Origin of the sequence: uncultured Sphingomonas sp. (assembly GCF_913774285.1) — a bacterium.
In the GTDB taxonomy this organism is placed as follows: Bacteria; Pseudomonadota; Alphaproteobacteria; order Sphingomonadales; family Sphingomonadaceae; genus Sphingomonas.
In genome coordinates this window covers 1-13,717 of the sequence record NZ_CAJYHX010000011.1, presented here as the reverse complement: position 1 = coordinate 13,717, position 13,717 = coordinate 1, and the positions used below count along the sequence as shown (strand labels likewise).

General features: G+C 66.8%; 12 protein-coding genes. 4 read left to right on the top strand and 8 right to left on the bottom strand.

Annotated elements, in window-relative coordinates:
- Positions 1-137 precede the first annotated feature (137 nt).
- On the top strand, positions 138-3,152 hold the full coding sequence (locus tag QZ670_RS05840; RefSeq protein WP_294252884.1) for a TonB-dependent receptor: 3,015 nt from the start codon (positions 138-140) through the stop codon (positions 3,150-3,152).
- A gap of 24 nt (positions 3,153-3,176) precedes the next feature.
- Here QZ670_RS05840 and QZ670_RS05835 read toward each other — a convergent pair whose 3' ends face one another.
- The 3 genes from QZ670_RS05835 to QZ670_RS05825 form a co-directional block, all read right to left on the bottom strand.
- Complete coding sequence (locus QZ670_RS05835) at positions 3,177-4,409, bottom strand: cyclopropane-fatty-acyl-phospholipid synthase family protein (protein WP_294252882.1); 1,233 nt, start codon at positions 4,407-4,409, stop codon at positions 3,177-3,179.
- Positions 4,410-4,504: 95 nt separating this feature from the next.
- Complete coding sequence (locus tag QZ670_RS05830; RefSeq protein WP_294252881.1) at positions 4,505-5,236, bottom strand: molybdopterin-dependent oxidoreductase; 732 nt, start codon at positions 5,234-5,236, stop codon at positions 4,505-4,507.
- A complete protein-coding gene (locus QZ670_RS05825; protein ID WP_294252879.1) occupies positions 5,233-5,955 on the bottom strand; it encodes a cytochrome b/b6 domain-containing protein in 723 nt (240 codons plus the stop codon). Before QZ670_RS05825 ends, QZ670_RS05830 begins: the two co-directional genes overlap by 4 nt.
- A 91-nt stretch (positions 5,956-6,046) precedes the next feature.
- Here QZ670_RS05825 and QZ670_RS05820 point away from each other — a divergent pair, with 91 nt between their 5' ends.
- A complete protein-coding gene (locus tag QZ670_RS05820) occupies positions 6,047-6,667 on the top strand; it encodes a flavin reductase family protein (protein WP_294252877.1) in 621 nt (206 codons plus the stop codon).
- Here QZ670_RS05820 and QZ670_RS05815 read toward each other — a convergent pair.
- Both QZ670_RS05815 and rlmN read right to left on the bottom strand, forming a co-directional pair.
- On the bottom strand, positions 6,645-7,055 hold the full coding sequence (locus tag QZ670_RS05815) for a lysozyme inhibitor LprI family protein (protein WP_294252875.1): 411 nt from the start codon (positions 7,053-7,055) through the stop codon (positions 6,645-6,647). The genes QZ670_RS05820 and QZ670_RS05815 overlap by 23 nt on opposite strands.
- Positions 7,056-7,087: 32 nt before the next feature.
- Positions 7,088-8,272: a 23S rRNA (adenine(2503)-C(2))-methyltransferase RlmN gene (rlmN, locus tag QZ670_RS05810; protein ID WP_294252873.1), complete on the bottom strand. Its 1,185-nt coding sequence runs from the start codon at positions 8,270-8,272 to the stop codon at positions 7,088-7,090.
- Positions 8,273-8,483: 211 nt separating this feature from the next.
- On the opposite strand from rlmN, the gene QZ670_RS05805 reads away from it, so the two are divergent.
- The gene (locus QZ670_RS05805; protein ID WP_294252870.1) at positions 8,484-8,945 is read left to right on the top strand and encodes a DUF4168 domain-containing protein; all 462 of its coding nucleotides are present in this window, start codon (positions 8,484-8,486) and stop codon (positions 8,943-8,945) included.
- Between the two features lie 134 nt (positions 8,946-9,079).
- On the top strand, positions 9,080-10,165 hold the full coding sequence (locus QZ670_RS05800; protein ID WP_294252869.1) for a Ca2+-dependent phosphoinositide-specific phospholipase C: 1,086 nt from the start codon (positions 9,080-9,082) through the stop codon (positions 10,163-10,165).
- A gap of 5 nt (positions 10,166-10,170) precedes the next feature.
- Here QZ670_RS05800 and QZ670_RS05795 read toward each other — a convergent pair whose 3' ends face one another.
- From QZ670_RS05795 to QZ670_RS05785, 3 genes are read right to left on the bottom strand one after another with little or no spacing between them, the layout of a single operon-like run.
- The gene (locus QZ670_RS05795) at positions 10,171-11,448 is read right to left on the bottom strand and encodes a mechanosensitive ion channel domain-containing protein (RefSeq protein WP_294252864.1); all 1,278 of its coding nucleotides are present in this window, start codon (positions 11,446-11,448) and stop codon (positions 10,171-10,173) included.
- Positions 11,445-12,641, bottom strand: a complete 1,197-nt coding sequence (gene metC / locus QZ670_RS05790; protein WP_294252862.1) for a cystathionine beta-lyase — start codon at positions 12,639-12,641, stop codon at positions 11,445-11,447. The genes QZ670_RS05795 and metC overlap by 4 nt, the downstream gene beginning before the upstream one ends.
- A gap of 4 nt (positions 12,642-12,645) precedes the next feature.
- Positions 12,646-13,491, bottom strand: coding sequence for a sulfurtransferase (locus QZ670_RS05785; protein ID WP_294252859.1), 846 nt, complete (start codon positions 13,489-13,491; stop codon positions 12,646-12,648).
- Positions 13,492-13,717: the final 226 nt, after the last annotated feature.

Genomic DNA, 13,717 nt, shown 5'->3' with positions numbered 1-13,717 from the left:
GTATACCATATCCGTATAACATTCTAACGCGGATCTTGCCCGGGGGTCGGGCCAACAAGGGGTAGTCCATTATGAACAATGCTCGTCTGCGGCTTTGCCGCGGCCTCCTTCGTGCGTCCGTCGCAGGTGCGACGCTGGTGATCCTTCCACTGGTGCCGACCTCGGCCCATGCGCAGGGCTATTCGACCGTCCGCGCCACCGGCCGGGTAGTAGATCCCGACGGCAAGCCGATCGTCGGGGCGACGGTATCGGCCAAGTCCGAGGACCAGGGCTTCACCCGCACGGCAACCACCGACAAGGAAGGCAATTTCAGCCTGCCGGAGATGCAGACAGGATCGTACAGCTTCAGCATCACCGCGGCGGGCTACCCGGGCTACGAGGAATCCGGCGTCCGCATCTCGGCCAACAACACCGGCAACATCTTCGCGCTCGCGCCCGAGGGCAGCAACAACGAGATCGTGGTGAAGAGCTCGCGCGTCGCGACTGCCGATTTCGACCGCACCACCACCGGGCTCGTCCTCGACCTGGCCGATGTGAGCCAGCGCCTGCCGCTCGCGCGCAGCCTGCAGGCAGCCATCCAGCTGGCGCCGGGTGCCAGCGCGGGGTCGAGCGCCTTTTCCGGCCAGACCTCGTTCAACGGCGGCGCCGTGTCGGAGAACGCGTTCTTCATCAACGGCCTGAACATCACCGATTTCCGCAAGGGGCTGTCACCGGTCGAAGTCCCCTATGACTTCTACAAGACGCTGGAGACCAAGACGGGCGGCTATTCCGCCGAGTTCGGCCGCTCGACCGGCGGCTTCGTCAACGCCACCACCCAGTCCGGCAGCAATGAGTTCCACGGCATGCTGCTGTACAACTGGAACCCCAATGCGCTGCGCTCCAAGACGCGCGACACCATCTATTCGGACAACCGCAACGGCGAGGCCGATTCCAAGTCGCTCACCGCCACGCTCTCCGGCCCGATCTGGAAGGACCATCTGTTCTTCTTCGGCCTATACCAGGCGCGCGACAACAACAGCATCAGCGCCGGCACCGAATATGACCTGAAGACCAAGACGAAGCAGGGCACCTCCCGCTCCTTCTACCATACCGGCTCGCCCTTCTACGGCGCCAAGATCGACGGCTATATCAACGACCAGAACCACCTCGAATTCACCTATTTCAACACCAAGTCCGACAGCACCACCCAGACCTATGGCAGCACCTCGACGGTGCGGTTCGATCGCGATCGCGGAATCGACGGGCCGTTCGCGGGTGCCTCGTTCGGCAAGGCCGGCGGCAGCAACTATGTCGCGCGCTACACCAGCATCCTGACCAAGTGGCTGACCGTCTCGGCCGCCTATGGCCGCGGCGAGAACAACAGCAGCTATCGCAGCGTCAACGCCGATTCCAAGGTCGTCCCCGGGGTGACCGACGCCCGCACCGATCCCAGCAAGGCGTTGACCATTGCCGGCGGCGGCGTGGGCATCAACAACGACGTCCGCAAATTCTACCGCGCCGATGTCGACGTGACGGTGCACCTGTTCGGCGACCACCATTTCAAGTTCGGCTATGACCGCGAGGATCTTTCCTCCGAGAACCGCGCGGTGGGCGCGGGCCTGGGCTACAGCTACACCATCTACCGCGCCAAGCAGGGCGACCAGTTCGGCCTGCCGATCGGCACCGACTATGTCCGCCAGACCTATTATTCCAACATCGGCAGCTTCACCTCGCAGAACGAGGCGTTCTACATCCAGGATGCCTGGTCGCTGATCGACGGCCGGCTGAACTTCAACCTCGGCTTGCGCGGCGACCGGTTCACCAACAACAACTCGGCGGGCGCACGCTTCTACGAATCGGGCACGCAGTTCGGGCCGCGGCTGGGCTTCACGCTTGATCCCTTCGGGGCACGGACCGACAAGGTTTATGGCAGCTTCTCGCGCATGTACCTGCCGGTGGCTTCGAACACCAACATCCGCCTGACCGGCGGCGAGACCTATTATACCCGCACCAACCTGCTCGCCGGCATCGGCGCGGACGGCATCCCGCAGCTCGGCGCGCCTGTGTCCTATGCCGGTGCGGCAGCCTGCCCGGACGACAAGGTGGTCAATTGCGACGTCACCGGATCGGGCCAGCCGGTGGCCGTGGGTGCGGCGGTGTCGCAGTCGCTCAAGCCGCAATCGGAGGACGAGTTCATCCTCGGCTATGAGAAGCGGATCGGCCGCTGGCGGTTCAACGTCTACGGCATGTACACCAAGCTGAACGAAGTGCTGGAAGACGCCGCGATCGACCGCGCGGTGAACAATTATTGCACGCAGAACGGCATCACCGGCTGCGACAAGACCTGGACCGGCTTCACCCAATATGTGCTGCTCAATCCGGGCCGCCCGATCACGGTCCAGCTCGCCGCGCCGATCAACGGCGAGTCCAAGGTGCGCACCGTCACCTTCTCGGCCAAGGACCTCGGCTATCCCGAGGCCAAGCGCACCTACAAGGCGATCGCTTTCGAGGTCGGCCACGAGTTCGACGGCCGCTTCGAGCTCAACGGCTCCTATGTCCTGTCCTGGACCAAGGGCAATTACGAGGGCGGGGTGAAAACCGACAACGGCCAGAGCGACACTGGCCTGACGACGGACTTCGACCAGCCGGGCCTGACCAACGGCACCTATGGCTATTCGCCCAACGACCGCCGCCACGTGTTCAAGCTGTGGGGGTCCTATGCGCCGCTCGAGCACCTGACGATCGGCTTCAGCACCTCGGCCACCTCGCCGCGCCATTATGGCTGTATCGGCCAGGTGCCGGCGTCGGTCGATCCCTATGCCCGCGCTTATGGTGCGGCGGGGCTCTACTGCCGCGTGCTGGCGAACGGGCAGATCGCGACCGATCCGACCACCCCAGTGGCCGATGCGCCAGTGAAGCTGATCCCGCGCGGATCGGTGTTCACCAGCGACTGGGTGTTCGGCAACGACCTCTCGCTCGCCTGGGAAACCGAGATCGGCAAGTCGAAGGTGAACCTCAACTTCACGGTGTTCAACGTGCTGAACCTGCACGCCAAGACCGACTTCAACGAGTATGGCACCGACGGCAACGGCGTCGCGAGCCCTTATTACCGGCAGGTGACCGGCTATCAGACCGCGCGTTCCGCGCGTCTGCAGGCCCGCTTCTCCTTCTGATGCGCGCGCCGTCGGCAGCCAGGATCACTGGCTGCCGGCGGTCAGCTTCGCTTCGGCTTCGGCCATATAGTCGCGGGTGAGCGGCAGCGCGGTGCGCGAGCGCGAGAATTGCAGCTGGTAATTGACCAGACCGCCATTCATGAAACTGACGTAGCAGCCCGCCAGGTAGAAGGTCCACATCCGGTAGAAGCGCTCGTCATAGAGGTCGACGATCGCATCATGCGCCGCCACGGTGCGGTCGTACCACGCCTTGAGCGTGTGGCCGTAATGCATGCGCAGCACTTCCACGTCGGTGAGGAAGTAGCGCAGCCCTTCATAGCCCTGGGCGATCTCCGACAGCGCGGGGATGTAGCCGCCGGGGAAGATGTACTTCAGCGTGAACGCGTCGGTATAGCCCGGCCCGCCCGCACGCCCGATCGTGTGGAGCAGCATCACCCCCTCGGGCGTCATCAGCTCGCGGCACTTGGTGAAGAAGGTGCGATATTGGGGCGTGCCGACATGCTCGAACATGCCGACCGAGACGATGCGATCGAACTGCCCGGTAAGCGCACGATAGTCGATCAGCTCGAACTTCACCTTGTCGGCGACGCCCGCCGCCTCGGCCCGCTCGCGGGCGATCTTCAGCTGCTCTTCGGAGAGCGTGATGCCCAGCACCTCGGCGCCGGTCTTGGCGTGGATGTAGAGCGCCATGCCGCCCCAGCCGCAGCCGATGTCGAGCACGCGCATGCCGGGCTCGATCGCCAGCTTGGCGACGATATGCGCCTTCTTGTCGGCCTGGGCCTGCTCCAGGCTGTTGGCCGGATCGGTGTAATAGGCGCAGCTATATTGCCGGTCGGCATCGAGGAAGAGGTCGTAGAGTCGCGCCGAGAGGTCGTAATGGTGCGCGACGTTCTGCTTGGACTTGCGCGCCATGTTCTTGCGGCCGAGCCAGTGCGCCACCTTGCCCGCGGCGAGGCTGAGCGCGCTCGGGTTGAGCGCGGCGTTGCTCTTTTCCCAGCGGTTGTTGGAGGTCACCAGGTCGAGCAGGTCGAGGATGTCGCCCTGCTCGATATTGAGGCTGCCGTCCATATAGGTCTCGGCAGCGCCCAGCGCCGGATCGCGGACGATGCGGCCTTCAGCGCCCTTGGACAGCAGGATCGTGACGGGCTTGAGGGCGGGATCGGGGCTGCCGAAGGTGCGGCTGCTGCCGTCGGGTCGGATCAAGGTGAGTTCGCCGCGCTTCACGGCGCGGTCGAAGAAGCGGTCAATCAGGGCCATGGCGCTCCACTAGGCAGAGATTGTGTCGGGAATACGCGTATTGCGTTTCGACGCGCGGCAAACAACCTATCTGCCAGTAGGTTTCGGGGCGGGACTTAAATTCCCGCATACCATTGGTAGCCGCTCGAATCTTCCCAGGTGCCGCCCTTGCCCTTGCCGATCCCGGCGAGCGAGGCGACCGCCTCGATCCCGACGAGATATTTCGCCTGCTTGTAGCCGAGCTGCCGCTCCACCCGCAGCCGCAGCGGCGCGCCGTGGCCGATATCGAGCAGCCGATCGTTGAGCGCCCAGGCGAGGATCGTCTGGGGGTGGAAGGCGTCGATCAGGTCGATCGATTCATAATAGCCGCCGTCGCCATAGCGGTCGGCGCAGTGGAAGACGATGTAGCGCGCCTGCGCGCTCAGCCCGGCGGCGTTGAGGATCGTCGCAAGCTGCGGCCCCTGCCATTTGCCGATCGCGCTCCAGCCCTCGACGCAATCGTGGCGGGTGATCTGCGCGCGCTGCGGCATGTGCTGGAGCTGGTCGAGCGTGAGCTGCATCGGGCGAGCGACCATCCCGCCCACCTTCAGCCGCCAATCGACGAAACGGGTCCCCGCCCAGACATTGTACTCGGGCGTGTTCGGATGGTGGGTGCCGTTCACCCGGAAGATCGGGCTGCGCTGCTCCGGCCGGAACTCGGTGGCGAGCGATCCGCGGCCGATCGAACGCTGGAGGAAGCGGTGCGCCTCCTCCGCGCTCGCCAGCACGGGGCTGTCCGTGAAGCGGTCGCAGCCGGTGAGCAGCCCGGCGGCGCCGCCGACCAGCAGGTTGCGGCGGGTGAGGATCATGGCTGCTTCTCCGCGGGCACGCGCCACCAGCCCGTAATCATCGAGCGTAGTTCGTTGATCGGTCCCGCCAGCAGCACCAGCGTCAGGTGGACGAGCAGGAAGACGAGGATCGCCCCCATCGCGATAAAGTGCACCGAGCGCGCCGACTGCCGGCCGCCGAACAATGCGGTCAGCCAGGGCCAGGCCGCGTCCATGCCCGGCGAAAGCGCGAGGCCGGACAGGATCACCGCCGGCAGCAGCACGAACAGCGTGCCGACATAAGCGAGCTTCTGGAAGATGTTGTAGGCGCGCGGATCCTTGGGATCGTGGAAGCGCAAGGCGAGATGGTCCTTGAAGTCCTTCCACAGATGGCGGGGGCCCAGCTCGCGCGCGCGGATGCGCAGGTCGCGCAGGATATGGCCGTTCGCCAGGCTCCACAGCAGATAGACCAACAGTCCGAAGGCCAGCACCAGCGCGAAGAAGAAATGCCAGTGCCGCGCGCCGGCGAGGCTGTAATAGGAGGGGATCGTCACCCAGCCGGGGAAGCGCGGCAGCTCCAGCCAGGCATGGTCGAAATTCGCGCCATATTGCCCCCAATAGAGTCGGGGATGCGCGTTGAAGATCATCAGCCCGCTGCCGACCATGATCAGCAGCGCGATCGCGTTGATCCAGTGCCACAGCCGGGTGATCAGCCGGTGGCGGTAGATCAGGCCTGGCCTGTCGCGTGGACCTTCGGGCATCTGCGCTTCCTTCGCTGTACGGGGCAAGTGTAGGAGATTCGGACGGCAGGCGGAATCGGTTTCACCGCCGCCACAAAAATCCGGAGCGTGCATGCCGACCGACTTCCACTTCTACGAACCCGCCTCGGGCCATGGCCTTCCGCACGATCCGCTCAACGCCATCGTCGGCCCGCGCCCGATCGGCTGGATCAGCACCATGTCGGCCGACGGCGTGCGCAATCTGGCGCCCTACAGCTTCTTCAACCTGTTCAACTATCGTCCGCCGATCCTCGGCTTCGCCTCCACCGGGTGGAAGGACAGCGTCGCCAATATCGCCGAGACCAAGGAGTTCGTCTGGAATCTCGCCACGCGGCCACTCGCAGAGGTGATGAACGCGAGCGCCGCGACGGTGGACCCGGAGGTAGACGAGTTCACCCTTGCCGGCATCGACACCCTCCCCCCCCGCACCGTACGCCCCGACCGCGTCGCGGGCAGCCCCGCGCAGTTCGAATGCCGGCTGACCCAGCTGATCCGCCTTCAGAACAAGGAAGGCGCCGAAGTGGACACCTGGCTGGTGCTGGGCGAGGCGATCGGCATCCATATCGATCGTGCGATGCTGGAGGACGGCGTCTACCAGACCGCCCGTGCCCGCCCGATCCTGCGCGGCGGCGGACCGGCGGACTATTTCGAGATCGGCGAGGACGCGCTGTTCAGGATGATCCGTCCGCGCTGACGCCCGGCTCGGGCAGGATCGGCGGCGTCGAATCCGGATAGGTCAGCCACGTCTTCCACAGCTGGTGGATGCGCGCCTCGGTCAGCTCGATCCGGCAGGTGAGCAGCGCGGCATTGCGGATCGTGCCGCCCTGCCAATGCGCATAGACGGCGTCGCACTCGCCCTTGCGCCAGGCGATCCAGCGGCCCTGCGCCTCGTCGAACGCCTTGACCACCGTCACCCCGTCGCTCGCGGCACGCTTGCGAGCGGCGACGAGATAGGTGTTCATCTCCACCTCGGCGGCGTTGCTGGCGCGCGCGAGGCACAGGTTCATGTCCACCGTCGTCTTCGCATCGGCGCAGCGATCGGCGGGGGCGGCAAGCGCGAGGGCGAGCAGGAGCAGCGGCATGGCTGCATCCTACAGGCAGAAACGTGCAGGGCTCAACCGAGTGCTGCGAACTTCTCTTCGGCCTCGCGATCGAGCTGGGCGCGGCTCTTCTTCTCAGACGCGGTCTTGAGCTGGCCGCACGCCGCATCGATGTCGCGCCCGCGCGGGGTGCGCACCGGCGCCGAGATGCCGCCCTCGAACACGATGTTCGAGAAGGACCGGATCCGATCGGGCGTCGAGCATTCATAGGGCGCGCCCGGCCAGGGGTTGAACGGGATCAGGTTCACCTTGGCGGGCAGCTTGTACTTGCGGAGCAGGCGGACCAGCTCGTGCGCATCGGCGTCGCTGTCGTTCTTGTCCTTGAGCATCACATATTCGAACGTGATGCGGCGGGCATTGTTGGCGCCCGGATAATCGGCACAGGCCTGGAGCAGTTCCTCGATCCCGTACTTCTTGTTGAGCGGCACGATCTCGTCACGCACCTCCTTGGTGACCGCGTGGAGCGACACCGCCAGGTTCACGCCGATCTCCTCGCCCGCGCGCGCCATGATCGGCACCACACCCGAGGTGGAGAGGGTGATGCGGCGCTTGGACAGCGCGAGACCGTCGCCGTCCATCACGATCTGGAGGCCGGCCTTCACCTCGTCGAAATTGTACAGCGGCTCGCCCATGCCCATCATCACGATGTTGGTGAGCAGGCGGCCTTCCGGCTGGCTCGGCCATTCGCCGAGCGAATCGCGCGCGAGCATCACCTGCCCGACGATCTCGCCGGCGGTGAGGTTGCGCACCAGCCGCATCGTGCCGGTGTGGCAGAAGCGGCAGTTGAGCGTGCAGCCCACCTGGCTGGAGACGCACAGGGTACCCCGATCGGCATCGGGGATGAACACCATCTCGTAATCCTGCCCGTCGGGCGAGCGGAGCAGCCACTTGCGGGTGCCGTCGTTCGAGACCTGGGCCTCGACCACTTCCGGGCGGCCGATCACGAAGCGTTCGGCCAGCCACGGGTGCTGCGCCTTGGCGATGTCGGTCATCGCCGAAAACTCGGTGGCGCCGCGATTGTAGATCCAGTGCCACAGCTGCTTGGCGCGCAATTTGGCCTGCTTGGGCTCCAGCCCGGCGGCGGCCAGCGCCTCGCGGATGCCGTCGCGGGAGAGACCGATCAGGTCGGTACGCCCGTCTTCGCGCGCGGCGGGGGCACGCGGCACGGGCACGGGATCGATGTGCCCGGGGATGGGCATGGGGGCGGCCGACACTGTCTGCATCCGCCGCATATAGGCGAAAATCCCCGGCTTTTCCAGCGGCGTGATTCCGAGAGGCACCGTCCCCGGACGGGTCATGCCGTCCCGCCATCGCCACGATCTATCGTGAATCGGGTGTGAAGCGGAAAACCAAGCCCCATTATTACGTTACGCCGATGCAAAACAGTTTCATTGTTGCGAGGAGTTGAGAATGAAGACGATCTTTTCGAGCCTGGCAATTGCCGGCACGCTGATGGCGTCGACCGCCTTCGCCCAGACCACGACCCCGGCCCAGACCACCCCGGCCGACGCCGCCCCGGCACAGACCACGCCGGCGACGCCCGACCAGGGCACCACGGGTGCAGGCACCGCGGCGACGGCCAGCGCCGGTTCGGCGACCTTCACCGATACCGAGGTCCAGCAGTACGCCAAGGCGGCGCTCGCGGTGAACAAGATCAACGCGGACACCAGCATCCCGACCGCGGAAAAGAACCCCAAGTTCGTCGCCGCGATCACCGCGTCGGGCCTGCAGCCGCAGCGCTTCAACGAGATCAGCCAGGCGATGGCCTCGGATACTGCGCTCAACCAGCGCATCCAGGCGGCGGCCGCCCAGGCGCAGACCAGCGGCCAGTCGGCCCAGGCGACCGCACCGGCCAGCCCGACCGGCAACTAAGCGCATAGCTCCCTAAGCCGGCGGCGGTCCCCAGCGGACCGCCGCCGTTTTTGTATGCGCCACTGTCATGGATCCGGAACCTAAGCCCGCCAAAGGCACCGCCTTGGGTTCGCTTCGCAAAAGGACAGGACGGAATGCGCAAGGGGTTGATGGTCGGCGCGGCAGCGCTGCTGATGGCGATGGCACCGGGCGGGACGACGCCGGACGCCGACAAGAGCCTGGATTCGCTGCGGCTCGACCAGGTGCGGATGCTCGGCTCGCACAACAGCTACCGTCCCTATCCGCTGCCCGAGGTGGAAGCGCGCATCCGCACGCTGCTGCCGAGCAACTGGGAGGGCCTCGCCTATGGCCACCCGCCGCTGGAGAGCCAGCTCGCGCTCGGTATCCGCCAGCTCGAGATCGACGTCGCGCCCGATCCGCAGGGCGGCGCCTATGCCGCGCCCTATGCCAACGCCACCGACGCGATCAGGGCCGAGATGGCCACGCCCGGCGCCAAGACCATCCACATCCCCGGCATCGACTGGCAGACCCATTGCCGCGTCTTCCGCGCCTGCATGGCGCTGTTCCGCCGCTGGTCGGACGCGCATCCGGGGCATCTTCCGGTGATGATCCTGGTCAATGCCAGCGACGTGCGGCCCATCCCCGGCGTGCGCACCACCGATATCGGCTTCGACGCCGCGACGCTCGACGCGCTCGATACCGACATCGCCGCGACGATCGGCCGCGAGCGGGTGATCGCGCCGGACGATGTGCGCGGGTCGCTCCCCACGCTGCGCGACGCGGTGACCGCGCATCGCTGGCCGACGGTCGGCGCCTCGCGCGGCAAGTTCCTGTTCGTGCTCGACACCTCGGACGCGAACGAGGAGCGCTACCGCACCGGCCATGCCAGCCTGAAGGGCCGGATGATGTTCGGCTGGTATCCCGAGAATGCGCCCGAAGCCGCCTTCTTCAACACCCAGAGCCCGACCGCAGACACCGCCACGATCACTCGCCGTGTGAAGGCCGGCTTCATGGTCCGCACCCGCGCCGATGCCGAGACGCTGGAGGCGCGCACCCATGACCGTCGCCGCCTCGACACGGCGATCGCTTCGGGCGCGCAGCTGATCAGCACCGATTATTACGGGGGCGTGCCGGATCCGCGCGGGCTCAACTGGGTCGTGTCGCTGGGGAAGAGCACGGTTATCTGCAACAGCGTGACGGCGAGCTGCCCGACGCGCTGAGCATGTCAGCGGCGGTCCGGCTCCGGACCGCCGCGCAGCAGCACATCCCGCCGCGGCGCCGGCACGGTGATCCCGTTCTCGCCGAACAGCTTCCACAGCCGGTTCAGCACGTCGCTGCGCACATTGCCGACGCCGCTCTCCGGATCGCTGATCCACACCAGGATCTCGTGCGCCGCGCCGTTTTCGCCCAGCGCGGTCAGCCAGACATTGGGCGGCGGCGTGTCGAGCACGCGCGGGCTTTCGGTCGCGGCGCGCAGCATCAGGTCCTGCGCGAGCTCCAGGTCGCAGCCATAGGCGACCGTCACCGCGATCCGCACGCGCACGTTGCGATCGGTATAGGACCAGTTCTCGACTTCCTGGGTCATCAGATTCTCGTTCGGAATCAGATGCTCCTTGCCGTCACGGGTGATCACCGAGACGGCGCGCACGCCGATCTTGTTCACCCAGCCGAAACTGTCCCCCACCACGATCACGTCGCCCGGCTTGATCGAGCGGTCCATCAGCAGGATGATCCCCGCGATCAGGTTGCCGATCGTCTTCTGAAGCCCAAAACCGATCGCCAGGCCGAACCCGCCCGAGAACAGCGCCAGGCTGGTCAGGTCGATCTCCAGCAGGTCCATCGCAAAGAAGAAGGCGAGGACGACGATGGCGATGCTGGCGAGTTTCTGCGCGAGCAGCTTCTGCGTCGGGTCCAGCCCGCGCGCATGGCCGATCCACTGCTCGGTGATGCGCGTGACGGCACGGGTGACGGCGAGGATCGCGACCACCGTGACCAGCATCGTCACCAGCAGCATGACCGAGAATCGCCGCGAGCCGATGGTAAAGCCGATCTGCTCGGCCAGGCGGCTGACCGGCTCGAGCCCGCCGATCTCGCGGCTGAACAACGCCACGAAACACACGATGGCAAAGACCCAGGCCAGCCAGCGCGGCAGGTTCAGCCCGCGCAGCAGCTGGAACCCCGCGCGCGCCACCGACGCGCCCAGGGCCAGCCCGATCGGCACCCCCGCCAGCGAATCCCAGGGCCAGATCGCGCCCAGCGTCATCAGCAGGAAGGCAGCGGTGCCATGCCGGGTGATCGCGCAGATCCGCGCGTGCAGTGCCTCGCCCTTGGCGATGGCGAAACGCTGCACCATAGCGGCGATGGGCGGGCCGAGCTTGCGCCCCGCGATCACGCCGCCCGCCAGCATGGCGAGCGTCAGGACCGAGGCGACCGCCGCCTCCATGGCCTCGGCGCGGGTCGGCAATTCAATGCCGCTCGCCTGAAGCCATTCGAACAGCGTCATCCGCGCGCGGCCCGAAAGCGGGCAAGCCCCCGGTCGAGATCGGAGATCAGGTCGTCCGTGTCCTCCAGCCCGATTTGCAACCGGATCAGCGGTCCGGCGAATTCGCGCCTCGTCACGCTGCGATAGCGATGCGGGTCGGCCGGGATAGCGAGGCTCTCATAGCCGCCCCAGCTGAACCCGAGTCCGAAATGCGCGAGGCCATCGAGCATCGCGGTGCGCGCGGCGTCGTTGCCACCGTCGAGCACGAAAGCGAACAACCCGCTCGACCCCAGGAAATCCCGCGCGAACACGTCATGGCCGGGACAGGAGGGCAAGGCGGGATGCAGAACCTGCGCCACGCCCTGCTGTTCGGCCAGCCATTTGGCGATGGTCAGCGCGCTGGCCTGATGCTGGGCGAGGCGGACGCCCATGGTGCGCAGGCCCCGGCTGCCCAGATAGGCGTCGTCGGGACTGGCGACCTGCCCCAGCTGGAAACTCGTGTCGCGCAAGGCCGCCCAATGCGATGGCGCGGCGGTCACCGACCCCAGCATCGCGTCCGAATGGCCGACGATGTACTTGGTGCAGGCCAGCACCGTCAGGTCGACGCCCTTTGCGATCGCCGGGAAGAAGAGCGGCGTCGCCCAGGTATTGTCGAGGATCGTCGTGATGCCCTTCGCCCTGGCGACGTCGACGATGGCGGGAATATCCTGCACCTCGAACGTCAGCGAACCGGGGCTTTCGAGGAAGATCGCGCGCGTGGCCGGGCCGATGAGCTCGGCGATGCCGGCGCCGACCAGCGGATCGTAGAAGCGCGTCGTGATTCCCATCCGCGCGAGCAAGCCGGTCGCCAGCCCACGCGTCGGGTCGTAAGCGCTGTCGACCAGCAGCAGTTCGTCGCCCGGCGACAGCACCGACAGCAGCGCCGCCGCGATCGCCGCCACGCCTGAGGGGTAGAGGAAGGTCGCCTCCGCCCCCGGCTCCAGGCTGGTCAGCGCATCGGCCAGCGACCATTGGGTGGGCAGGCCCTTGCGGCCGTAGAACAGCTTCTCGTGCAGATCGCCCGCACCGGTGGCGCGCATATGGGCGACATTGTCGTACAGCACCGTCGAGCCGCGCCATACGGGGACGTTGACCACGCCCTTGGTCCATTCCGCGCGGCGGCCCGCCTGGACCAGACGGGTGGCGGGCTTGATGGGCAGGTCGTCGTCGGTCATCGTCTCAAGCGTCTTTCGCTTTGGGGGTGCTGGGGTCGGAGCCCCATTCGGTCCAGCTGCCGTCATAGACCGGCGCCAGGCCGCCGATCCGCTCCGCCCCGAAGGCGAGGACGCAGGCGGTGATGCCGGAGCCACAGGTGGCGACCATCGGCTTGGCGGGATCGACCCCGGCGGCGGCGAATTCGGACGCGATGGCGTCCGGGGATTTCCAGCGACCATCGGCCTCGAACAACCGGGAATAGGGCAGGTTGAATGCGCCGGGGATGTGGCCGGGCTCGACACCGGGGCGTGGTTCGGGCTCGGCTCCGGCGAAGCGGCCGGGGGAGCGGGCATCGACGATCTGGGCGTCACCCGCTTCGACATGGGCGCGGACCTCGCGAAGGCTGCGCACGCGGGCCAGATCGGCTTGCGCGAGGAACAGGCCGGGGGCTTCGGGGGCGCCCGCCGGGCCGACCGTGACCGGATGCCCTACCGCTGTCCAAGCCTCCAGCCCACCGTCGAGCAGCGCCACCGATGGCGCACCGAAGAGGTTGAGCAGCCACCAGACCCGTGCGGAACTGTGCAGCGGCGACCGGTCGTAGAGGACGATCCGGTCGGCATGGCCGACACCCGCCTCGCTCAACACATGGGCGAAATACTCGGCCGGGGGCAACGTCATCGGCAGGTCGCTGTCGGGATCGGCGAGCGCCCCCATCGGCAGGAAGCGGGCGCCGGGGATATGCCCGTCCTCGAATCCGCGTCGGGCCCTGGTGCCGTCCGGGTCGTCGAGGAAATAGGTGATGTCGAGGATGCGCAGGTCCGCCTCGCCTGCGATGGCGGCGAGCTCTTCCGGGGTGATGAGTGGCGGCATCTTGGGGCTCCTCGGTCGGTCGGGTCCGTACCTAGGCGCGTTGGGGGCGGGGTCGCAAGCGGGGCGCGCGGTAAGCCCCTCCCGCAGGCGGGAGGGGTTTGGGGAGGGCAGGGCCACGGGCATTGGTCTCTGTGAGACCCCAAGCCCTCCCCCATCCCCTCCCGCTCGCGGGAGGGGAGCGGCTAGAGGCGAGGGGAGTATCTGACGCTCCGTTCAGCCTGAGCGA